This is a genomic window from Streptomyces sp. NPDC048441, from assembly GCF_043200235.1.
Taxonomy (GTDB): Bacteria; Actinomycetota; Actinomycetes; order Streptomycetales; family Streptomycetaceae; genus Streptomyces.
The window spans coordinates 31882-52472 of sequence record NZ_JBICXM010000001.1; the positions used below are offsets into that span (position 1 = coordinate 31882).

At 69.6% G+C, this 20591-nt stretch carries 19 protein-coding genes and 1 other RNA gene; 16 read left to right on the forward strand and 4 right to left on the reverse strand.

Features of this window, described 5'->3' with window-relative positions; genetic code table 11:
- Window positions 1–119: 119 nt before the first annotated feature.
- From ACGFSB_RS00095 to ACGFSB_RS00105, 3 genes are all read left to right on the forward strand, one after another.
- Window positions 120–1358, forward strand: a complete 1239-nt coding sequence (locus tag ACGFSB_RS00095) for a serine/threonine-protein kinase (protein ID WP_393391740.1) — start codon at window positions 120–122, stop codon at window positions 1356–1358.
- Window positions 1359–1865: 507 nt separating this feature from the next.
- Complete coding sequence (gene prfB, locus ACGFSB_RS00100; protein WP_393391743.1) at window positions 1866–2972, forward strand: peptide chain release factor 2; 1107 nt, start codon at window positions 1866–1868, stop codon at window positions 2970–2972.
- A 270-nt stretch (window positions 2973–3242) separates the two neighbouring features.
- Window positions 3243–3887 (forward strand): LPXTG cell wall anchor domain-containing protein, encoded by a 645-nt coding sequence (locus tag ACGFSB_RS00105; protein ID WP_393391745.1) that lies wholly within the window; start codon window positions 3243–3245, stop codon window positions 3885–3887.
- Window positions 3888–4066: 179 nt separating this feature from the next.
- Here ACGFSB_RS00105 and ACGFSB_RS00110 read toward each other — a convergent pair whose 3' ends face one another.
- The gene (locus ACGFSB_RS00110) at window positions 4067–4258 is read right to left on the reverse strand and encodes a hypothetical protein (protein ID WP_393391747.1); all 192 of its coding nucleotides are present in this window, start codon (window positions 4256–4258) and stop codon (window positions 4067–4069) included.
- Window positions 4259–4498: 240 nt separating this feature from the next.
- Here ACGFSB_RS00110 and ftsE point away from each other — a divergent pair, with 240 nt between their 5' ends.
- The 8 genes from ftsE to dacB all read left to right on the forward strand — a co-directional run bounded on the left by ftsE (window position 4499) and on the right by dacB (window position 11385).
- Window positions 4499–5188, forward strand: a complete 690-nt coding sequence (ftsE, locus tag ACGFSB_RS00115; RefSeq protein ID WP_393391749.1) for a cell division ATP-binding protein FtsE — start codon at window positions 4499–4501, stop codon at window positions 5186–5188.
- Window positions 5189–5218: 30 nt separating this feature from the next.
- Window positions 5219–6136 (forward strand): permease-like cell division protein FtsX, encoded by a 918-nt coding sequence (gene ftsX, locus ACGFSB_RS00120; protein WP_393391752.1) that lies wholly within the window; start codon window positions 5219–5221, stop codon window positions 6134–6136.
- Between the two features lie 79 nt (window positions 6137–6215).
- On the forward strand, window positions 6216–7415 hold the full coding sequence (locus tag ACGFSB_RS00125; protein WP_393391754.1) for a S41 family peptidase: 1200 nt from the start codon (window positions 6216–6218) through the stop codon (window positions 7413–7415).
- A gap of 18 nt (window positions 7416–7433) precedes the next feature.
- Window positions 7434–7955 (forward strand): SsrA-binding protein SmpB, encoded by a 522-nt coding sequence (smpB, locus tag ACGFSB_RS00130; RefSeq protein WP_393391756.1) that lies wholly within the window; start codon window positions 7434–7436, stop codon window positions 7953–7955.
- A gap of 151 nt (window positions 7956–8106) precedes the next feature.
- Window positions 8107–8495, forward strand: a transfer-messenger RNA (tmRNA) gene (ssrA, locus tag ACGFSB_RS00135).
- 177 nt (window positions 8496–8672) lie between these two features.
- On the forward strand, window positions 8673–8945 hold the full coding sequence (locus tag ACGFSB_RS00140; RefSeq protein WP_393391757.1) for a hypothetical protein: 273 nt from the start codon (window positions 8673–8675) through the stop codon (window positions 8943–8945).
- Window positions 8942–9796, forward strand: a complete 855-nt coding sequence (locus ACGFSB_RS00145; RefSeq protein ID WP_393391760.1) for a collagen-like protein — start codon at window positions 8942–8944, stop codon at window positions 9794–9796. The genes ACGFSB_RS00140 and ACGFSB_RS00145 overlap by 4 nt, the downstream gene beginning before the upstream one ends.
- Window positions 9793–11385, forward strand: a complete 1593-nt coding sequence (dacB, locus tag ACGFSB_RS00150; RefSeq protein ID WP_393391763.1) for a D-alanyl-D-alanine carboxypeptidase/D-alanyl-D-alanine-endopeptidase — start codon at window positions 9793–9795, stop codon at window positions 11383–11385. Before ACGFSB_RS00145 ends, dacB begins: the two co-directional genes overlap by 4 nt.
- Here dacB and ACGFSB_RS00155 read toward each other — a convergent pair.
- Complete coding sequence (locus tag ACGFSB_RS00155) at window positions 11309–12598, reverse strand: MFS transporter (protein WP_393391765.1); 1290 nt, start codon at window positions 12596–12598, stop codon at window positions 11309–11311. The two genes, dacB and ACGFSB_RS00155, sit on opposite strands and share 77 nt — an antisense overlap.
- Window positions 12599–12681: 83 nt before the next feature.
- Here ACGFSB_RS00155 and ACGFSB_RS00160 point away from each other — a divergent pair, with 83 nt between their 5' ends.
- From ACGFSB_RS00160 to ACGFSB_RS00175, 4 genes are all read left to right on the forward strand, one after another.
- Window positions 12682–13704 carry a LysR family transcriptional regulator gene (locus ACGFSB_RS00160; protein ID WP_393391768.1) on the forward strand — a complete coding sequence of 341 codons (1023 nt, stop codon included), beginning with the start codon at window positions 12682–12684 and terminating at the stop codon, window positions 13702–13704.
- Window positions 13705–14045: 341 nt separating this feature from the next.
- Entirely contained in the window at window positions 14046–14642 is a 597-nt protein-coding gene (locus ACGFSB_RS00165) for a hypothetical protein (RefSeq protein ID WP_393391770.1), read from the forward strand.
- The gene (locus ACGFSB_RS00170) at window positions 14639–16918 is read left to right on the forward strand and encodes a glycosyltransferase (protein ID WP_393391772.1); all 2280 of its coding nucleotides are present in this window, start codon (window positions 14639–14641) and stop codon (window positions 16916–16918) included. The genes ACGFSB_RS00165 and ACGFSB_RS00170 overlap by 4 nt, the downstream gene beginning before the upstream one ends.
- The gene (locus tag ACGFSB_RS00175; protein ID WP_393391775.1) at window positions 16915–18195 is read left to right on the forward strand and encodes an acyltransferase; all 1281 of its coding nucleotides are present in this window, start codon (window positions 16915–16917) and stop codon (window positions 18193–18195) included. The genes ACGFSB_RS00170 and ACGFSB_RS00175 overlap by 4 nt, the downstream gene beginning before the upstream one ends.
- Before the next feature lie 14 nt (window positions 18196–18209).
- Here the strand turns inward: ACGFSB_RS00175 and ACGFSB_RS00180 are convergent, their stop codons facing one another.
- Window positions 18210–18860 carry an NAD(P)-dependent oxidoreductase gene (locus ACGFSB_RS00180; protein WP_393391778.1) on the reverse strand — a complete coding sequence of 217 codons (651 nt, stop codon included), beginning with the start codon at window positions 18858–18860 and terminating at the stop codon, window positions 18210–18212.
- Between the two features lie 61 nt (window positions 18861–18921).
- Window positions 18922–19866 carry an EamA family transporter gene (locus ACGFSB_RS00185; protein ID WP_393391781.1) on the reverse strand — a complete coding sequence of 315 codons (945 nt, stop codon included), beginning with the start codon at window positions 19864–19866 and terminating at the stop codon, window positions 18922–18924.
- 138 nt (window positions 19867–20004) lie between these two features.
- Between ACGFSB_RS00185 and ACGFSB_RS00190 the strand changes: the two genes are divergently transcribed.
- Entirely contained in the window at window positions 20005–20553 is a 549-nt protein-coding gene (locus ACGFSB_RS00190; protein ID WP_393391784.1) for a MarR family winged helix-turn-helix transcriptional regulator, read from the forward strand.
- The last annotated feature ends 38 nt before the right edge of the window (window positions 20554–20591 follow it).

Here is a 20591-nt window from a genome sequence, read left to right on the forward strand (position 1 = left end):
CAATCCCTTGCCGACTCTGGGGATTTGTCGACACCTGTGGGGTGATTTCTGGTCCTGGAGTGAAGGTTGGCGTCGAGGCCGCGTAGCTTTGTCGCCAACACGCATCCGTAGGAGCAGTCTTGGCACGCAAGATCGGTAGTCGGTACACCGCCCACCAGATCCTTGGTAGGGGCAGCGCCGGCACGGTGTGGCTCGGCGAGGGACCCGAGGGGCCCGTCGCCATCAAGCTGCTGCGCGAGGACCTGGCGTCGGACCAGGAGCTCGTCGGCCGCTTCGTCCAGGAGCGCACGGCTCTGCTCAGCCTCGACCACGCGCGCGTGGTGGGCGTCCACGACCTGGTGGTCGATGGCAACGACCTCGCCCTCGTCATGGACCTCGTCCGAGGGACGGACCTCCGCACCCGCCTGGACCGCGAACGGCGCCTCGCTCCGGAGTCGGCCGTCGCGATCGTGGCGGACGTGGCGGACGGCCTTTCGGCGGCGCACGCGGCGGGGATCGTGCACCGAGACGTGAAGCCGGAGAACGTCCTCCTGGACATGCAGGGCCCGCTCGGGCCCGGCGGCTCGCACCCCGCCCTCCTCACGGACTTCGGCGTCGCCAAGCTGATCGACTCCCCGCGCCGCACCCGCGCGACGAAGATCATCGGTACGCCGGACTACCTCGCCCCAGAGATCATCGAGGGCCTGCCGCCGCGCGCCGCGGTCGACATCTACGCCCTCGCGACCGTCCTGTACGAACTCCTGGCGGGCTTCACCCCGTTCGGTGGCGGCCACCCCGGAGCGGTCCTTCGCCGCCACGTCACGGAGACGGTGGTCCCGCTCCCCGGCATCCCGGACGAGCTGTGGCAGCTGATGGTCCAGTGCCTCGCGAAGGCCCCGGCGTCCCGCCTGCGCGCCTCCGAGCTCGCCGCACGCCTGCGGGAGCTGCAGCCGCTGGTGGCGGGGATGCCGCCCCTTGACGTGGACGAGCCGGAGACGGAGCCGCTCGAGGAGTCGGCCCCGGAGGAGGATTCCGCGCCGGAGCCCACTCCGGGCGCCCCTCGCCGCGGCGCGGTCCCCCTCGTCTCGGGCTCGGCCCCCGACTCGAACCGGGACACCCACACCTCGATGCGCGTCCCGGGCCCCGACGAGCTCGCCGGGGGCGCCAGGGGCACGGCCCGCGCCCCCCGAGCCTCCGGCGCAGCCCGCCCCGGCTCGGCCCGCCACCGAGCCTCGGCCCGCCGCCGCAGGATCACGCTCGGCGTGGCGGGAGCGGTCCTGGTGGCCGCGGCAGGCATCGGCACGTGGGCGGCCACGAACGGTGACGACGCAGACGCGACTCCCCCGGACACGAAGAACTCGGCCCCTCCGACTCCGTAGCCCTCCCCACGGGCCGGCACCCCACGGGCCAGCACCCCACGGGTCTCCCGCCCCGGGCTCGCGCCCCGGGCTCAGCCCCTCGCCCGGCGCCTGCCTGTCCCGGCGCGGCGCCTGCCTGTCCCAGCGCTTCGCGCCGGATCTCTCCCACCCACCCACCCGATCACCCCGGAGCAACGGGTGGAAAAACCCGGCGCGAAGCGGCGGTACAGGTCCGGCCTGAACCGGACGGGCAGGCGCATTCAGATCCAGCCGGCCAATCAGGCGAGGCGTGCCCCTACGCGAACCAGCCCGATGCGGGGCAATCGGGCGGGTGGGCGGGAGACATCCGCCGCGAAGCGGCGGTACAGGCGCACCCCAGCCGACCCCGCAGGGACGCTCAAGCCACCCCGCAGGGACACCCAGCCGCCCCGCAGGGGCGAGGCAGGCCGGCGCCGCGGACAGCGGCGGTAACCGGGGGCCCGTAGCCGGGAGGGAAGACCGCTTGCCCCCAGCCGTTAGGCTGGACCCGTGGCAGTCGTCGATGTATCCGAAGAGCTCAAGTCCCTCTCCTCGACCATGGAGTCGATCGAGGCCGTCCTGGACCTCGACAAGCTGAGGGCAGACATCGCTGTGCTCGAGGAGCAGGCGGCCGCACCGTCCCTGTGGGACGACCCGGACGCGGCACAGAAGATCACCAGCAAGCTGAGCCACCTCCAGGCGGAGGTCCGCAAGGCCGAGGGTCTCCGTAACCGGATCGACGATCTCGGAGTGCTCTTCGAGATGGCCGAGGAGGAGGACGACCCGGACACCCGAGCCGAGGCCGAGACGGAGCTCACTGCCGTCAAGAAGGCGCTGGACGAGATGGAGGTCCGCACCCTCCTCTCCGGCGAGTACGACGCCCGCGAGGCCCTCGTCACCATCCGCGCGGAGGCCGGCGGCGTGGACGCCTCCGACTTCGCCGAGAAGCTGCAGCGCATGTACCTGCGCTGGGCCGAGCGCCACGGCTACAAGACAGAGCTCTACGAGACGTCGTACGCGGAAGAGGCCGGCATCAAGTCGACCACCTTCGCCGTCCAGGTCCCGTACGCCTACGGAACGCTCTCGGTCGAGCAGGGCACCCACCGCCTCGTCCGCATCTCGCCCTTCGACAACCAGGGCCGCCGCCAGACTTCCTTCGCCGGCGTCGAGATCCTCCCGGTCGTCGAGCAGACCGACCACATCGAGATCGACGAGTCCGAGCTCCGCATCGACGTCTACCGCTCGTCGGGCCCCGGCGGCCAGGGCGTGAACACGACCGACTCCGCGGTCCGTCTGACGCACCTGCCCACGGGCATCGTCGTCTCCTGTCAGAACGAGCGCTCGCAGATCCAGAACAAGGCGAGCGCGATGAACGTCCTCCAGGCCAAGCTCCTCGAGCGCCGCCGTCAGGAGGAGCAGGCGAAGATGAACGCCCTCAAGGGAGACGGCGGAAACTCCTGGGGCAACCAGATGCGTTCGTACGTCCTGCACCCGTACCAGATGGTCAAGGACCTGCGCACGGATTGCGAAGTGGGTAACCCCGAGGCAGTTTTCAACGGCGAGATCGACGGTTTCCTCGAAGCCGGAATTCGCTGGCGCAAGCAGCAGGAGAAGTAAGCGCCGCTTTATCGACAAGGCAACTGCCGCCCATGAGGCGGCAGTTGCCTTTTACGTCACAGTCACATCTCCCTAGGCCGGTCAACTGCTGCTATTTCAGACATCGCGCCCGCAACGACCTTGACGTTGCTGGGGAAACTGGAAAGGCTAGCGAGTGGCATGCGTATCTCTGGGGCGCGTGTGATCTGTGGGGGTCGATCCAGCGCCCCTGACGAACGCAGTCCCGGACGCTGCCTCACTGACGATTCAGCTACTGGGGGTAGCAGCCAGATGACCAAGAAGACGCGGATCCGCGTGGCACGTATAGCGGCCGGTGCGGTGATCGCCGCCGGGGCTTCGCTGACCGCCGCCGGTGCCGCCTCGGCCCTTGATGTCGGCGTCGACCTCGGCGGCGGTACGGGCGTCAACGCCAGCGCCGACGAGAACGGCATCGGTGTCGACGTAGGCCTCGGCGACGACGAGACCGAAGAGCCCACTGAGATTCCGACGGAGCCCACCGAGGACCCGACGGAGCCCACGGAGGAGCCCACCGAGCCCACCGAGGAGCCGACCGAGCCCACCGAGGAGCCCACGGAGCCCACGGAGGAGCCGACCGAGCCCACCCAGGACCCGTCGGACCCGAGCGAGCCCACCGAGGGCCCGAGCGACCCCGGCAACGGCAACGGCACCGGCGGTAACGACAACGACCCTGACGGCGGCGCCAACCCCGTCGAGCAGGGCAAGGGCAAGGACAGCCTGACCGACACGGGCTCCACCCCGGTCGAGCAGGGCGACAAGGCCGACAAGGGCGAGCTCGCCGAGACGGGCGCCGCCGAGACCACGTTCCTGCTGATCGGTGCCGCGACGATGATCGCCGGTGGCATCGGCTTCCGCGTGCTGCCGCGCTTCGTCGGCAACCGCGGCGCTGCTGCCTGATCCAGGGCGCAGTAGCAGTAGCAGTAGCAGAAGTAGAGGCAGTAGCCGTACAGAACGTACGGATCGTAGGAAACGCATGACAGTAGGGCCCGGAGCCTCGGCTCCGGGCCCTACTGTCTGTTGTCCTGGCGAACTGTTGTCCTGGCGAACGCGCCACACGCATCGACGCCGGAGCGCTGCTAAGCGGTCTGGTGCGCCAGCAGTGCCACAGCCGCGATCAGCACGATGAGAACCCCTATCAGGGCCGCAGGGCTGAGGCCGCCGAACGGCCCTTCCTGCTGCATACGCTCGCGATTGGCCCGGCACACGGGGCAGCGGCCTTCACTCACGGGCGCCGCGCAGTTCGCGCACACCAACCTGTCGTAGGTCATGCGCTCCTCCTCCCGCACAGTCACAGCCTGCCCAACGCTAAGGGGAACTCAACCGTTCCCCCTACCACTGTGCCAGCTTCCACGGATTTCGGCGCGGCCCGCCCGTCCTCGTCGGTTTCCGACCGTTACGTTCTGTGGTATATCCGCGACAATTCGCGCAACTCAGGACGCTGACTGCGCTCGCGTACCGGCTTCGCGTATGGTCACGCACACCTACCCCCGGCGACCCGTGGTGCACCCGTGATCCGATTCGACAACGTCTCCAAGGCCTACCCCAAGCAGACCCGGCCCGCCCTCCGGGACGTCTCTCTGGAGATCGAGAAGGGCGAGTTCGTCTTCCTCGTGGGCTCTTCCGGCTCCGGGAAGTCCACCTTCCTGCGACTGGTCCTCCGCGAAGAGCGCACCAGCCACGGCCAGGTGCACGTCCTCGGCAAGGACCTCGCGCGCCTCTCCAACTTCAAGGTGCCGCACATGCGGCGCCAGTTGGGCACCGTCTTCCAGGACTTCCGCCTCCTTCCGAACAAGACCGTCGGCGAGAACGTCGCCTTCGCTCAGGAAGTCATCGGCAAGTCCCGCGGCGAGATCCGCAAGTCCGTGCCCCAGGTCCTCGACCTCGTCGGTCTCGGCGGCAAGGAGGACCGGATGCCCGGTGAGCTCTCCGGTGGTGAGCAGCAGCGGGTGGCGATCGCGCGAGCCTTCGTCAACCGCCCCAAGCTCCTCATCGCCGACGAGCCGACCGGCAACCTCGACCCGCAGACATCGGTCGGCATCATGAAGCTGCTCGACCGGATCAACCGCACCGGCACGACCGTCATCATGGCCACTCACGACCAGCAGATCGTGGACCAGATGCGCAAGCGGGTCATCGAGCTGGAGAAGGGCCGTCTCGTGCGCGACCAGGCGCGCGGTGTTTACGGCTACCAGCACTGACGACCCGTACTGATTCACTGAAAGGACGCCATGCGCGCCCAGTTCGTCCTGTCGGAGATCGGCGTCGGTCTCCGCCGCAATCTCACGATGACCTTCGCGGTCATCGTCTCCGTGGCCCTCTCGCTCGCCCTGTTCGGCGGCTCGCTGCTCATGCGTGACCAGGTGAGCGCGATGAAGGGCTACTGGTACGACAAGGTCAACATCTCGATCTTCCTCTGCAACAAGGGCGACGCCGCGCAGGATCCCAAGTGCGCCAAGGGCGCGGTCACGAACGAGCAGAAGGATCAGGTCAAGATCGACCTGGAGAAGATGCCCGCCGTGCAGAAGGTCGAGTACGAATCGGCCGACGAGGCGTACAAGCACTACAAGGAGCAGTTCGGCGACTCCCCGCTGTCCAGCTCCCTCACGCCGGACCAGATGCAGGAGTCGTACCGCATCAAGCTGAAGGACCCGGAGAAGTACCAGGTGGTCGCGACCGCCTTCTCCGGGCGTGACGGTGTGCAGTCTGTACAGGACCAGAAGGGGACGCTGGACAATCTCTTCGGGCTCCTGAACGGCATGAACTGGGCGGCGCTGGCGGTGATGGCGCTGATGCTCGTCGTCGCGCTGATGCTGATCGTCAACACGGTGCGCGTTTCGGCGTTCAGCAGGAGACGTGAAACCGGCATCATGCGGCTCGTCGGCGCGTCCAGCTTCTATATCCAGATGCCGTTCATCATGGAGGCCGCCGTCGCCGGGCTCATCGGTGGCGGTGTCGCCTGCGGGATGCTGCTTGTGGGCCGGTACTTCATGATCGACCACGGTCTCGCGCTCTCCGAGAAGCTGAACCTGATCACCTTCATCGGCTGGGACGCGGTCCTGGCCAAGCTGCCGCTGGTGCTCGCCATCGGCCTGCTGATGCCCGCGCTCGCCGCGTTCTTCGCGTTGCGCAAGTACCTCAAGGTGTGACAAGACCCGCCTGTGCAATCGGGGCGTCGTACGGTTCAACCGACCGTACGGCGCCCTTCGTTGTCCTAGACTCACCGGCATGTCAGGCCCCGACCGCTTCTGCGACCGGCTCTCCGGGCTCCGCCGCATCCGCCGCGGGGCGACGCTGACGTTGGTGTTCGCGAGTGTGCTCGCCACCGGTGCGGCCACCAACTCCTGGGGCGAGGCCGCCGACGAAGGCCAGAAGTCGACTGCCCTCGCCACCCGCTCCTTCGTCTCGTCCGGCGACAGGGCCGACACGGCAGACACGGCAGACGAAGCCGCCGATGCCGCCGCCGCGGCGATGGCCGACGGCAAGTCGGGCAAGGAAGCCGCCGAGGAGGCCGTCAGCCGCAGTGGTGACCGCTGGGGTTCGGTGTACTCCCCCGGGGAGTACCAGGAGTTCGAGCAGTCCCTCGACGGCGCGTACACCGGCGTCGGCCTCTGGGCCAGGCGTGCGGCCGACGGCCGCATCGAGGTGTCCCGGGTCCAGCGCGGCGGCCCCGCGGAACGGGCCGGCGTCCGCGAGGGCGATCAGCTCCGCAGCGTCGACGGCAAGCGCGTCGCGGGACTTCCCGTCACTGAGGTCGTGTCCCTGCTGCGCGGCACCCGCGCGGGCAGCCCGGTCGAGCTCGGCCTGGAGCGGGGCACGCGCGCGTGGAGCGAGACTCTGCACCGGGCCCGTCTCTCCACGGACTCCGTGACGGTCACGCAGCTCGCGGGCGGCGCCGTCATGATCAAGGTCGAGTCGTTCACCAAGGGGTCGGGGGAGCGCGTACGTTCCGCGGTGCGCGATGCCCCCAAGGGTGCCGGGGTCCTGCTCGACCTGCGCGGGAACTCCGGGGGCCTGGTGTCGGAGGCGGTCACCGCGGCGTCGGGCCTTGTCGACGGCGGCCTGGTGGCGACGTACGACGTGCGCGGCGAGCAGAAGGCCCTGCACGCCGAGCAGGGCGGCGACACGGCCAGACCGGTGGTCGCGCTGGTCGACGGCGGCACGATGAGCGCGGCCGAGCTCCTCACCGGCGCCTTGCAGGACCGTGGCCGGGCAGTCGTGGTGGGCTCGCGCACCTTCGGCAAGGGCTCGGTCCAGATGCCGAGCCGGCTGCCCGACGGCTCGGTCGCCGAGCTGACGGTCGGGCACTACCGCACTCCTTCGGGGCGAGCGGTCGACGGCCGGGGCATCACACCGGACCTTGAGGTCGACGCCGGGGCCGAGACGCGGGCCGAGACAGTATTGACTGGCCTCGGACCCCCCTCGTAGTGCGAAAATGGACGCACTATGGCTAAGGAAAAGGTTAAGCGCAAGGCCGCGAAGGCCGCTGAGAAGGCCCCGGCCCGGAAGATGGTCGCGCAGAACAAGAAGGCGCGGCACGACTACCTCATCATCGACACGTACGAGTGCGGCCTCGTCCTGATGGGCACCGAGGTCAAGTCGCTGCGGATGGGCAGGGCCTCCCTGGTGGACGGCTTCGTACAGATCGACAACGGCGAGGCATGGCTGCACAACATCCACGTCCCGGAGTACGTGCAGGGCACGTGGACCAACCACTCCGCCACGCGCAAGCGCAAGCTCCTGATGCACCGGGACGAGATCGACAAGCTCGAGTCGAAGTCGAACGAGACGGGTCACACGATCGTGCCCCTCGCGCTGTACTTCAAGGACAGCCGGGTCAAGGTCGAGATCGCGCTTGCCAAGGGTAAGAAGGAGTACGACAAGCGCCAGACGCTCAAGGAGAAGCAGGACCTGCGCGAGACGAACCGCGCGGTCGCGGACGTCAAGAAGCGTCAGCGCAGCGCCTAGCGCAGAGCCCGGCGCAGCGCCTGGCCCTCGCGGTCCGGTGGGCCGCGCGGGAATTGGCTGGCCCCGACGTGCGTTGGTCACGTACGATGGGCACTGCACCTCACAGCGGGTGCGTGTTTTGAGCGGTATCTAATTCAATAGTGGTCAACATGGGGATGATCGGTTTCGACAGCGGATGTCGAACCAGGGGAAGCGAGCCGAGGAAGCGACAATGATCTCGTAAACCATATGTCGCAACCAATAATCGCCAATTCCAAGAGCGATTCCCAGTCCTTCGCCCTCGCTGCTTAATTAGCAGTGAGTGAAGGACCCTTAATGGGTGTCAGCCCGGGGGTGTTCCCGACCCGGACCCTGGCATAATCTAGGGAACTAAACCATCGAGCCCGGTCACGGGGTTCGATGGGAAATCAAACAGTGACTGGGCCCGTCGGAGACACGTTCGCGAGATCTCCGGGGCCGAGAAAATCGCAGCGAACTGCGCTCGGAGAAGCCCTGATTTTGCACCGTTGGACGCGGGTTCGATTCCCGCCATCTCCACAATTCCCATGTGAGGTTAAAGCCCTCTGGTCACTGGCCAGGGGGCTTTTTCCGTGTGCCCGGGAAACATTCCCGGGCACATCCTCTGGGCATGTGACTCGTTACTCCATCCGAGTGCAGGTTCCCAACGGCTCGGCGCGCAGTGGCCGGGCTGAGTACGCAAGTGCAGGAGGCAGTCGCTTGGATGCCACCGTCACTCTTTTCGGCTCCCTTCTCGCCAGCCTCGGGGTTCTTGGCGCGGCAGTGGTGGCCTATCTCGGCAAGCGCGGTGAGAACGCGCTCACCGGCTTCTCCAGCCTCACGGACAAGCTCCAGACCGAACGGGACCGGCTGGAGCGCCAGGTCGCCGAACGCGACATGAAGCTGGCCGAGTTAAACGCTCTGCACGTCCATGATCAGAGCGAGATCGCCCGTCTGCTCATCGACAACCAACGGCTCGGAGGCACTCCGTGATTCAGTTCGAGCGACTCCTGGCCCGTCGTTGGCGCAGCGTGTTCCTCGTCTGCGTCCTGGTCGCGCTCTCCGGCGTAGCGGTGCTCCTCTGGGCCCGTATCGACGCGGGTGACCGCCGTGCCGATCAGCTCGCGGCGGAGGCGGGCCGGCGGGGCACGGCCGTGTCGACCCTGGCCCGTGACGTGCGCACCCTGCGTGCGCAGGTGCGCTCCCAGGGGGGCACTCCCGCCGCGCCGGACCCCACCGAGGCCGTCGACGACCTGCTGTCCCGGGTGCGGGTGCCCGCGGGGGAACGTGGCGCGGACGGGAAGCCGGGCGAGAAAGGCGCGCGGGGGACCGGTGGCCGGGCGGGTGGCCAGGGCGAGGCGGGGGAGCCCGGGAAAGCGGGAGCGTCCGGCGAGCCGGGCCCGACCGGGGCCGCGGGCCCGGACGGCGCGAACGGCGAACAGGGTCCTGCGGGACCGGCAGGGGCGGCGGGGCCGCCGGGCTCCGACGGCGCTCGCGGGTCCGACGGCGCGGGCGGCACCTCAGGACCCGAAGGACCCGCGGGTCCCGCCGGTCCGCGTGGCGAGCGGGGCGAGCATGGGCCCAAGGGCGAGACGGGCGACGCCGGTTCCCCGTGTCCCGACGGCTACAGCCTCCAGCAGCCCCCGGGCGACCCCGACGCCCTGGTCTGCCGCCGCGACGCCGTGGCCCCCGCCGACCCCGCACCCGCCCTCATGCTGCTTGCCGCGCTGCTGCCCCGGTGCCGCCGCACGCCGCCGCACGCGGCCGGGCGCACGGTGCGGCCGATGTGTCCGGAGTGGGGTCTGTCGCGGGGCGCCGGAGTCGGGGATGCTCCTGGGTCATGAGTAGACCCGTGAGACGCGTCAACACCCGTATGCGCCACTGGATCTGGCCCGCCGTGCTCGGCGTCGCGGCGGCCACCCTCTCCGTCAGCTCGCCCGCAGGGGCGGACTCGGACCGCAGTGGCCTGCCCGAAGCCATCGACACCATCCTCGGCGATCCCCGGATGGAGGGCGGCGCGGCGAGCGTCGTCGTCGCCGACGCCGCGTCCGGTGACGTGCTCTACCAACACCTGCCCAGCGGGCGCCTGATGCCCGCGTCCAACACCAAGCTGCTCACCTCGACGGCGGCCATGGAGCGGCTCGGCCCCGACCACCGCTTCACCACCGACGTACTCACCGACGGAAAGCAGCACGGCCCCGTCCTCTCCGGCGACCTCTATCTGCGCGGCACCGGCGACCCGACGACGCTCGCCAAGGACTACGACCAACTCGCGGCGAAGATCGCCGATTCGGGCGTCCGGAAGGTCTCGGGGCGCCTGGTCGCGGACGACACTCGGTTCGACGACAAGCGCATCGGCGACACCTGGTCCGGGGACGACGAATTCGCGTACTACGCCGCACAGATCTCCGCACTGAGCGTCGCCCCGGACACCGACTACGACACCGGGACCGTCATCGTCGAGGCCACACCCGGTGCGAAGGCGGGGGACAGGCCGAAGGTGACGGTGTCGCCGAAGACGGACTACGTAGACGTCGACATCAGCGCCAAGACGGTCGCGGCGGGCGGCGAGGACACGCTCACCATCGAGCGCGAGCACGGCACCAACACCATCACGGTCACCGGGACCGTCCCCGTAGGGGGTGATGCCACCAAGGAGTGGATCACCGTCTGGGAGCCGACCGGCTACGCGGCCGCGATCTTCCGGGACGCGCTGAAGGCGCACGGGGTGCGGGTGAGCGGGCCGACGAAGGCCGGGCTCGCCACCCCCAAGGGCGCGCGGCAGCTCGCGTCGCACGACTCCATGCCGCTGAAGGAGCTGATGATCCCCTTCATGAAGCTCTCCAACAACATGCACGCGGAGAGCCTGACGAAGGCGATGGGGTACGAGGCGACCGGGCGGCCCGGCAGCTGGACGGATGGTCTCGCGGCCATCAGCGGCTATCTGAAGACCGCCGGTGTCGATCCCGGCAAGCTGCGCCAGGTCGACGGCTCCGGGCTCTCGCGCAAGGACAACGTCCCCGCCGACCAGCTGATCAAGCTGCTCCTGGCGGCCAAGGGCGAGCCCTGGTACGCCGACTGGTACAAGTCGCTTCCGGTCGCCTGCGCCCCGGACAAGTTCGTCGGCGGCACGCTGCGCACGCGGATGTGCGGGACTCCTGCGGCCCTCAACGTACGGGCGAAGACGGGGTCGTTGACCGGGGCGTCCGCTCTTTCGGGGTACGTGAAGGACGCGGGCGGGCGTGAGCTGGTGTTCAGCATCGTCCTCAACAACTACCTGCCCTCTTCAGTGAAGGCCCTTGAGGACGCGATCGTGGTGACGCTCGCCAAGTCGACCGAGGACACGGCCGAGTTGGTCAAGCCGCGCTCGCGGCGCGGGGCCGAGCAGAGCGGCGACCTGGAGTGTTCGTGGCGGAAGCCCGCGCGATGCTGAGCAGCAGGGCGCAGCACGCGGCGGTGACCGGGACCGCGTAACCCTGGGCGGGGCTCAGGTGCTCCACCATCCAACCGCCTGCCGCGGCGCCGCACGCGATGCCCCCGAGGATGCAGGTGACGGCGAGGGTCATGCCCTCGTTCAACCGGCCCTCGGGGGTGCGCTCCTGCACGAGGGACATGCCGGTGACCATCGTCGGGGCCGTCGCCATTCCGGCGACAAGGAGAGCCCCGGCGAGCACAAGGAGCGAGCCGGTGAGTGTCGCGGCCAGGAGTGGCAGCGTCATCAGGGCCGCCATCGCGGTGACGCACAGGGTGTGGCGGCGGCGCGGGGACCCGCTCGGCTGGAGCGTTCCGTAGAGGAGGCCCGACGCACAGGAGCCCGCGGCCTGGAGCGCGAGGATCGCGCCCGCGGCGGACTTGTGCCCCTGTGCGTCGGCGCAGGCGATCGTCACGACCTCCATCGAGCCGAAGACGGCGCCGGTGGCAAGGAAGGTGGCGAGGAGAGTGGGCATCCCGCGCGCGCGGAGGGGTGATTTCTCCCTTGCGTCCTTCGCAGTCGTACGTCCCCGATGCGGCGGTTCCGTGGTGCGCTGGGCGGCGAAGAGCAGGACGCCGGTCAGGAGGAGGACGACCCCTATGAGGGTGCCCGCCTCCGGGAAGAACGCCCCGCACAGGAAGGCCGCGAGGACAGGGCCGAGCATGAAGCACAGTTCGTCCGCGGACTGCTCGAAGGAGTTGGCGGTGTGCAGGCCCTGGGTGTCGCCCTTCAGGAGGTGTGCCCAGCGGGCCCGGGACATGCCGCCGGTGTTGGGGGTCGTGGCCGTCGCGGCGTACGACGCGAACAGGGTCCAGTCGGGCGCTCCGTGGTGCACGCAGAGCAGCAGCGAGAGCGAGCCGAGCGCGGCGATCCCGGTGGCGGGGACGGCGATCCGAGCCTGGCCGTGCCGGTCCACGAGGCGCGCCGTCCAAGGCGCGACGACGGCGGTCGCGGCGAGGCCCGTCGCGGTGACGGCTCCGGCGAGCGCGTACGAACCGCGTGCCCCGGCGATCATGATGACGGCGCTCACGCTGAACATGCCCATGGGGAGGCGGGCGATGAGGTTGCCGATGGTGAACGCGGTGGCTCCGGGTATGCGGAAGAGGGGGGCGTAAGGGTTGCGGGGGCGTGTGCGGGAGCGGGGGCGGGGTGCGTGGGGTTCGGCGGGCGGCATGGGATCACCCTCACCGGGGCGGTGGTGCGGGGTCCAACACCTTCTGGGGTCCGATTCATGCGCTGCTGTTGTAAGTTCCCGGCGTGACCGGAGAACCCCGCGCACCCCGCCGCATACCCCGCATACCCCGCGACCTGGAGCCCCGCCTCCTCCGCGCCTTCGTCGCCGTCTCCGAAGAGCTGCATTTCACGCGGGCCGCCGCCCGGATGTACGTCGCCCAACAGGCGCTGAGCCGTGATGTGCGGCGCTTGGAGCGGGAGTTGAGGGCGGATCTCTTCGTACGGACGACACGGCAGGTCACGCTGACGGCCGAGGGAGAGCGGCTGCTGCCGTACGCACGTCGGCTGCTCGACGCGCAGGACGACCTGGCCGCCGCCTTCGCGCGCGGCGCGGGCTCCGGCGGTGCGGCACGCCCGCTGCTCGTGGACCTGAACAGCCCGGGGCTCATCTGCGGGCGCGTCCTGGAGCGGGCCCGCGAACTCGCCCCGGACTGCGAGCTGATGGCCCGCTTCGAGAGCGGCCTCACCGGGGCCGCCGCCGAGATGCTCGCCGGGCGGCTCGACGTCTCCTTCGGGCGGTACGCCGGGCTCGAACCGGCGCTGCGGGCCCGGCTCGCCCAGCAGCCCGTGCGCTACGAGCCGATGGCGGTCCTGCTGCCCGTCGGCCACCCGCTGGCCGAGCTCGACGCGGTGCCGCTCGGGGCGCTCGCGGGGGAGACGGTGTACGCGGGGGCGGGCAACCCCGGGACTCTGGAGTGGACCGACCTGGCGCATCGCCTCTTCGAGGGGCGGGGGATCGAGGTCGCACCGCCCGCGCCGCTCGCGGTGGGCGCCGAGGAGTTCGGGCGAATCATGGCCAAGAACCGGAACCCCGTACTCGCCGCGGTGGATTTTCCGGCCATGCCTGAGTCCGTTCTGCGGCCTTTGATCGACCCTGTTCCGCTGTCACCTGTGTCGATGGTGTGGAGAAAGGGGCTTGTGCATCCGGGTGTCGACGCGTTGCGTACCGCCGCGGCCGAACTCGCCGCCGACGAGGGGTGGCTGCAGAGGCCCGCTGAGAGCTGGGTTCCGGCCACAGATGCACTCATCATGATGAGGTTGGACTGACGAATTAGTACGACTGTCACCGCCGTGCGCTACATTCATGGTCCGGGCGCGGTGTGATAGGGGGGCGCTCGGGCCGGGTGGGGGCCCGGTCCGACGGCAAGTTGCCCGGAGTCGTGCGCGCCCGAGTCAGGTTATGTGGGGGGTTGTGCGTACGCATGGAGAATTGGCGAGAAGATGCCCTACCGGAACACACCCATGATCCGAACGAGGTCACCGTTCAGATCGACGGGGTGGGGCGACAGCTGGCGGATCTTGCCGCCGAGAGTGACCAAGACGCGCCTGACGGGCCGGTTTTCGTCGATGAGACGGGCCGCCGCAGTCGGAGGTATCGCCGGATCGGCGTGATCGTAGGCATCGCCTGCGCCGTCTACGCGGTGATCATCGTGGGCACCCTCTTCTCGGGCAACTCCAGCGCGCCCTGGCTGCCGATGCCAGGACCCAAGGACGACAAGCCGGCGAGCAAGGTGGACACACCGAACCGTCCGGCGGACTCCGCCGACCCCTCGGCCTCACCCGGCGCGACACCGTCGCCCGGCGCGACGGCGAGCGACGGCAGCACGCCCGAGCCGGGCGGCAGCCGCCCGGACGACGCCACCGAGACGGACGACAGCAAGGACAAGCCGGGTAATTCGCCCGACCCCGATCCCACCGGCGGGGGCGGCAAGCCCGACCCCGACCCCACGGGCGGCGGCGGCAACCCCGATCCGACCGACGACCCCACGGCCCCGGACCCCGACCCGGATCCCACCGAGCCGACGGACCCGCCCACGGACCCGGACCCCACCGAGAGCCAGGGTGGCACCACCGGCGCCGGCGGCGAAGTCCCCGTGGCGCAGCCCGCCGCCGGTTCACAGTCCACGCAGACGAGCGCCCAGTCGGTCGGCTACCAGTCCCCGCAAAGCGCTGACCAGCAGCCCTCGGAGGGCGCACAGCGATGAACTCCCGTACCAACAGGGGCCGGTCGACCGGCCCCCGGAACAGTCACGCCCAGCCCCGGCGAAGTCAGCCGCCCCAGAGCCAGTCCCAGACCCGGTCCCGGGGCGGTCGCCGCCGCGCGCAGCCGCCCCGCGGCGCCAAGCGGCGCAGGCTCCCCCTGCGCTATCTCCTGCCCTCGCTCCTCCTGGTCGCCCTGATGGCGATGCTCATGCTGCGCGGCTACACACACAGCGAGATCCTCGCCGACCACCGCGTGCGCCCGCCCGTGGGCACGGACAAGGTCCCGGAGAAGATCCTCGAGGGCGGCCCGGTCATCGACACCCGAGGCGGCCACGAGGAGACGCTGAGCGTCCCCCGCCACCGCCTCGTGCTGACCTTCGACGACGGCCCGGACCCGGAGTGGACCCCCAAGGTCCTCGACGTACTGAAGAAGCACCACGCGCACGGCGTCTTCTTCGTCACCGGCACGATGGCCTCGCGCTACCCCGACCTCGTCGAGCGCATGGTGAGCGAGGGCCACGAAGTCGGCCTGCACACGTTCAACCACCCCGACCTGTCGTACCAGTCATCCAGCCGCATCGACTGGGAGCTGTCGCAGAACCAACTGGCGCTCGCGGGCGCGGCCGGCATCCGCACGTCGCTCTTCCGCCCCCCGTACTCATCCTTCTCCGACGCGATGGACAACGCCTCCTGGCCGGTGACGAAGCACATCGGCGGCCGCGGCTATCTCACCGTCGTCAACAACACCGACAGTGAGGACTGGAAGCGCCCCGGCGTCGACGAGATCATCCGCCGTGCCACGCCCAAGCACGGCAAGGGCGCCGTCGTCCTGATGCACGACTCCGGAGGCGACCGGTCGCAGACGGTCGCCGCGCTCGACACCTTCCTGCCCGATCTGCAGGACAAGGGCTACCACTTCACGAATCTCACCGAGGCCCTGGACGCGCCCAGCGCGCACGCGCCGGTCACCGGCCTCGAACTGTGGAAGGGCAAGGCCTGGGTCTTCCTGGTCGGCGCTTCGGAGAACATCACCGGCGTACTCGTCGTGGCGCTCGCCGTGATCGGTTTCCTGGTCCTGACACGCTTCGGCCTGATGCTGCTGCTCTCCGCGGTGCACGCACGCCGGGTGCGCAAGCGGGGCTTCCGCTGGGGCCCGGACATCACCGAACCGGTATCGGTCCTCGTCCCCGCCTACAACGAAGCCAAGTGCATCGAGGCCACGGTCCGTTCTCTCATGACGAGCGACCACCCTATCGAGATCATCGTCATCGACGACGGCTCGTCGGACGGCACGGCGCTGATCGTCGAGGGCCTCCGCCTGCCGAACGTCCGCGTCGTACGCCAGCAGAACGCGGGCAAACCGGCCGCCCTCAACAGAGGCATAGCCAACGCCCGTTTCGACCTCATCGTGATGATGGACGGCGACACGGTCTTCGAGCAGTCCACCGTGCGCGAGCTGGTGCAGCCGTTCGGCGACCCGGGCGTGGGCGCCGTCGCGGGCAACGCGAAGGTGGGCAACAGGGACTCGTTGATCGGCGCCTGGCAGCACATCGAGTACGTGATGGGCTTCAACCTCGACCGCCGGATGTACGACATGCTCGGCTGTATGCCGACCATCCCCGGCGCCGTGGGAGCCTTCCGGCGTTCGGCGCTGGAGCGGGTCGGCGGCATGAGCGACGACACGCTCGCCGAGGACACCGACATCACGATGGCGATGCACCGGGACGGCTGGCGCGTCGTGTACGCGGAGAAGGCGCGCGCGTGGACCGAGGCGCCGGAGACGGTGCAGCAGCTCTGGTCGCAGCGCTACCGCTGGTCGTACGGCACGATGCAGGCGATCTGGAAGCACCGCCGCTCGGTGATCGAGTCGGGTCCGTCGGGCCGCTTCGGCCGGGTGGGAATGCCCCTCGTATCCCTCTTCATGGTCCTGGCACCGCTGCTGGCCCCTCTGATCGACGTGTTCTTGTTGTACGGCCTTGTCTTCGGCCCCACCCAGAAGACGATCATCGCGTGGCTCGGCGTGCTCGCCGTCCAGGCGGTGTGCGCGGCGTACGCCTTCCGGCTGGACCGCGAGCGCATGACCCATCTGATCTCGCTGCCCCTCCAGCAGATCCTCTACCGGCAGCTGATGTACGTCGTGCTGTTGCAGTCCTGGATCACCGCCCTGACCGGAGGCCGCCTTCGCTGGCAGAAGCTCCGGCGCACGGGAGTCCTTGGAACGCCGCCCTCGATTCCGCAGCAGCGGACGGGCAGCCCTGACAGGAGGCCCGTCGCATGACCTATCCCACGCAACCCACGCATCGCACGCAGCCGCTGCCCCAGGTCCCGCCGCCTCCTGGCCTTGCGGTGACGCCGGTCGGTCCGGCGGCTCCCGCCGCCGCGGCGAAGAAGCCGGGCGGCCGGGACCGCTACTTCGACGTACTGCGCTCCCTCGCCCTCGTCCGGGTCGTGATCTACCACCTGTTCGGCTGGGCCTGGCTGACGATTCTCTTCCCGTCCATGGGCGTGATGTTCGCGCTGGCGGGCGCATTGATGGCGCGCTCCCTGAAGCGCCCGGCGTGGGGCGTGATCAGGGGCCGTATCCGCCGACTCCTGCCCCCCATGTGGGCGTTCAGCGCGGTGGCACTCTTCCTCCTCTTCTACGGAGGGTGGAACGTGACCAAGGACCCGGACCACGGGGACACGTGGGGCCTGGTCAGCATGATCAACTACATCTTCCCGATAGGCGCCCCGCCCTTCCCCTGGCACATCGGGGACAAGGCGGGCCTCCTGGAGGACACGTGGCCCGCTCAGGCGGCGGGCCCGCTCTGGTACATCCGCGCGTACTTGTGGTTCGTGATCGCCTCACCGCTGCTGCTCTGGGCGTTCCGCAAGGTCCCGTGGGCGACGCTCTTCGCCCCCCTCGCTCTGACGGCGGTGCTCGCCACGGGTGTCGTGACGATCCCGGGCGAGACGGGCAACGCGGTGTCGGACTTCGCGGTGTACGGCAGCTGCTGGGTCCTCGGCATGGCCCACCAGGAGGGTGTCCTGGCCCGGGTCCCGCGCTACTTGGCGGTGTCCGTCTCTGCCCTGATCATGGCCTTCGGCCTGTGGTGGGCGTCGGGCCATCTGGGCCCGGACGGCTGGGACCTGAACGACATCCCGCTCGCCCAGGCGGCATGGTCCTTCGGTTTCGTGGTCATCCTGTTCCAGTACTCCCCCTCCTGGCAGGAGCTGCCGGGCCGCTTGAAGCGCTGGGACGGACTCATCACGCTCTCCAACAACCGCGCGGTCACGATCTACCTCTGGCACAACCTCCTCATCATGGCCACGGTGCCGATCATCGACTTGGCGTACGACCTGCCGTTCATGGAGGACGAGCGCTGGAGCTCGGCCCTGGACACCACGTACATGCTGTGGATGACGGTCCTGGTCTGGCCGTTGATCGGCCTGATGGTGGTGGCGGTGGGCTGGATCGAGGACTTCGCGGCGAAGAGGAGCCCGAGGCTGTGGCCGAACGGGGCGAAGCCGCGCCGCGCCGCGGTGTCTTCGCGGGGCGGCGCGCACCGGGGGTGAGGCCTCGCCGGTCCTTAGTACCCGGCGGTGAAGCGGGTGCGGTGGTGCTTGGGGCGTTCGGCCTCGTCCAGGAGGGCCACCGCCAGGTCCTCCATGGAGATGGCGGAGTTCCCCTCGGCATCGACGATCAACTCGTCGGTGCCGAGCCGGTACGCGCCGGTGCGGACGCCCGGCTCAAGCAGGGCGGACGGGCTGAGATACGCCCAGTCCACCTCGGTCCCGGCGAGGCGCACGGCGTTGAACTGGTCGTTGGAGGCCTGGGCGATGTGCCGCCAGGCGGTGGGGACGAAGGCGGGATCATCGATGGCGAGGACGCCGTCGCTGCCGGGCACGGTGAGACTCCCGGCCCCACCGACGATGATCAGCCGTACGTCGCCTCCGGCGCGGGCGAGGCCGGCGAGCAACGCCCGGTTGATTGCGGCGTGTTCGGCCTCGCGCCCCGGGGCGGGTCTGGTGGCGTTCACCACGAGATCCTGCCCGTCACTCAACTCGGCCACGTGCTCGGGGACTCCGGCGTCACCGGTGCGATGCGTGGCGCCCGGGTGCAACTCGCCGAAGCGGGCGGGATCGCGGACGACGGCGGTGACGTCGTGGCCGCGGGTGAGAGCTTCTGCGACGACGCGACTGCCGACGTTTCCGGCGGCTCCGAAGACGGTGATGCGCATGGGGTGACTACTCCTTGTGCTGGTCGGAGTGCTGGTCGGATGGGATGGCGTGGGCGGGGGTTTATGGGCGTCGGGCAGGGCGGCCTTGCCCGACGAAGACGCTCGCGAGGACGAGCACAAGACCGCCCACCTGCCAGAGGGTGAGGGTCTGCCCCAGAAGAATCAGCCCGGCGAGGGTGGCGACGACGGGGTTGGTCAGCCCGAGGAACGACACGGACGAGGCGGGGAGCCGCTCGATGCCGCGGAACCACAGGGCGTACGCGATGGCGGTGCCGATGATGCCGAGGTAGGCGTATCCGGCGAGGTTGGCCCCGGTGAAGTGGTCGGGCAGCCCCTCGGTGGTGAGGGCGATTGGCGCCAACACCAGTCCACCGGCGGTGAGTTGCCACCCGGTGAGCGCGAGCAGCGATACGCCCTCCGGGCGCCCCCACCGCTTGCTCAGTACGACGGCGAGGGCCATCAGCGTGGTGGCGACCAGCATGGCCACGACCCCCGCGAGGTCGACGGAGGCGCTGCCGCGCAGGACGAGCAGCCCTACGCCGACGACGCCGACGAGCCCGGCGATCAACGTACGACGCGTGGGCCGCACCTTCAGCACACCGACTCCGAACCCGGCGACGAGCAGCGGCATGACCGCGCTGACGGTGGAGGCGACGCCGCCGGGAAGGTGATAGGCGCCGAAGAACAGCAGCGGGAAGAAGGCCCCGAAGTTGAGCAGTCCGAGAATCCCCGCCTTCCACCACCAGTCACCACGGGGCAGCCGCCGGGTGAGGGCGAGCAGGATGAGCCCGGCGGGCAGCGCGCGCAGGGCTGCGGCGAGCAGCGGGCGGTCCGGGGGCAGGAGTTCGGTGGTCGTGACGTAGGTGGTGCCCCAGGTGGCGGGACCGATGGCGGCGAGGCCTGCGGCGGCTAGGGCGCGGCTTCGGGGGGCGGGGCTGGGCTGGCCTTGACTGCCGGTGCCGCGTGCGGTGTGTGCGGCGCTTGCCTGCGGGTTGCTGATGGACATGGTGTGCTCCCCCTTGGTTCCCCTGAACGCTGGTATTCTCAACGTTGAGATAAATATGGACCCAGGGTCTACGAACGTCAAGTATCTGAACATTGAGATATCTGGCCGGGGTGGGCCTACTGAGAGAGGAGCGCGGGAATGGCTGACCCTGAGGTGGTGCCGACGGTGACTGCGGCGGACGCCGACGCCATCGACGAGCTGCGCGCCCAGTGGCACCGCGAACGGCCGGACCTTGACGCGGCGGGCCTGGACGCGATGGCCCTGGTGGGCCGCATCACGCGCGCGAACCACCTGCTGGGCAAGGGGATGAAGCCGATCTTCGCGGAACACGGCCTGGAGTTCCCGGAGTTCGACGTACTCGCCACGCTGCGGAGGGTCGGCGCCCCGCACGAACTGACGGCGGGCGGCCTCCTGAAGACGGCCATGGTGACGTCAGGCGCAATCACCAACCGCCTCGACAAGCTGGAACGCAAGGGCTTGATCGAACGCCACCAGGACCCGTCCGACCGCCGTGCGATCAGGGTCCGCCTGACGGAGGCGGGTCTTGAGCTGGTCGACAGGGCGGTGGTGGATCACGTGGCGAACGAGGAGCGGATGCTGGGGCCGCTGTCGGCCGATGATCGCCGGGCGCTGGATGGGGCGTTGCGGAGGTTGCTGGTGTCGCTGGGGGATACGCACTTGGGGTGAGGGGTGGCTCCCGTCTTCGCGGACTCAAAGCGCGGGGT

Bases quoted from the DNA above. Each gene is read 5' to 3' on its own strand.
- ACGFSB_RS00105 (WP_393391745.1), top strand. From the start codon at position 3,243: ATGACCAAGAAGACGCGGATCCGCGTGGCACGTATAGCGGCCGGTGCG.
- ACGFSB_RS00110 (WP_393391747.1), bottom strand. From the start codon at position 4,258: ATGACCTACGACAGGTTGGTGTGCGCGAACTGCGCGGCGCCCGTGAGT.
- ftsX (WP_393391752.1), top strand. From the start codon at position 5,219: ATGCGCGCCCAGTTCGTCCTGTCGGAGATCGGCGTCGGTCTCCGCCGC.
- ACGFSB_RS00125 (WP_393391754.1), top strand. From the start codon at position 6,216: ATGTCAGGCCCCGACCGCTTCTGCGACCGGCTCTCCGGGCTCCGCCGC.
- smpB (WP_393391756.1), top strand. From the start codon at position 7,434: ATGGCTAAGGAAAAGGTTAAGCGCAAGGCCGCGAAGGCCGCTGAGAAG.
- dacB (WP_393391763.1), top strand. From the start codon at position 9,793: ATGAGTAGACCCGTGAGACGCGTCAACACCCGTATGCGCCACTGGATC.
- ACGFSB_RS00155 (WP_393391765.1), bottom strand. From the start codon at position 12,598: ATGCCGCCCGCCGAACCCCACGCACCCCGCCCCCGCTCCCGCACACGC.
- ACGFSB_RS00170 (WP_393391772.1), top strand. From the start codon at position 14,639: ATGAACTCCCGTACCAACAGGGGCCGGTCGACCGGCCCCCGGAACAGT.
- ACGFSB_RS00175 (WP_393391775.1), top strand. From the start codon at position 16,915: ATGACCTATCCCACGCAACCCACGCATCGCACGCAGCCGCTGCCCCAG.
- ACGFSB_RS00180 (WP_393391778.1), bottom strand. From the start codon at position 18,860: ATGCGCATCACCGTCTTCGGAGCCGCCGGAAACGTCGGCAGTCGCGTC.
- ACGFSB_RS00185 (WP_393391781.1), bottom strand. From the start codon at position 19,866: ATGTCCATCAGCAACCCGCAGGCAAGCGCCGCACACACCGCACGCGGC.
- ACGFSB_RS00190 (WP_393391784.1), top strand. From the start codon at position 20,005: ATGGCTGACCCTGAGGTGGTGCCGACGGTGACTGCGGCGGACGCCGAC.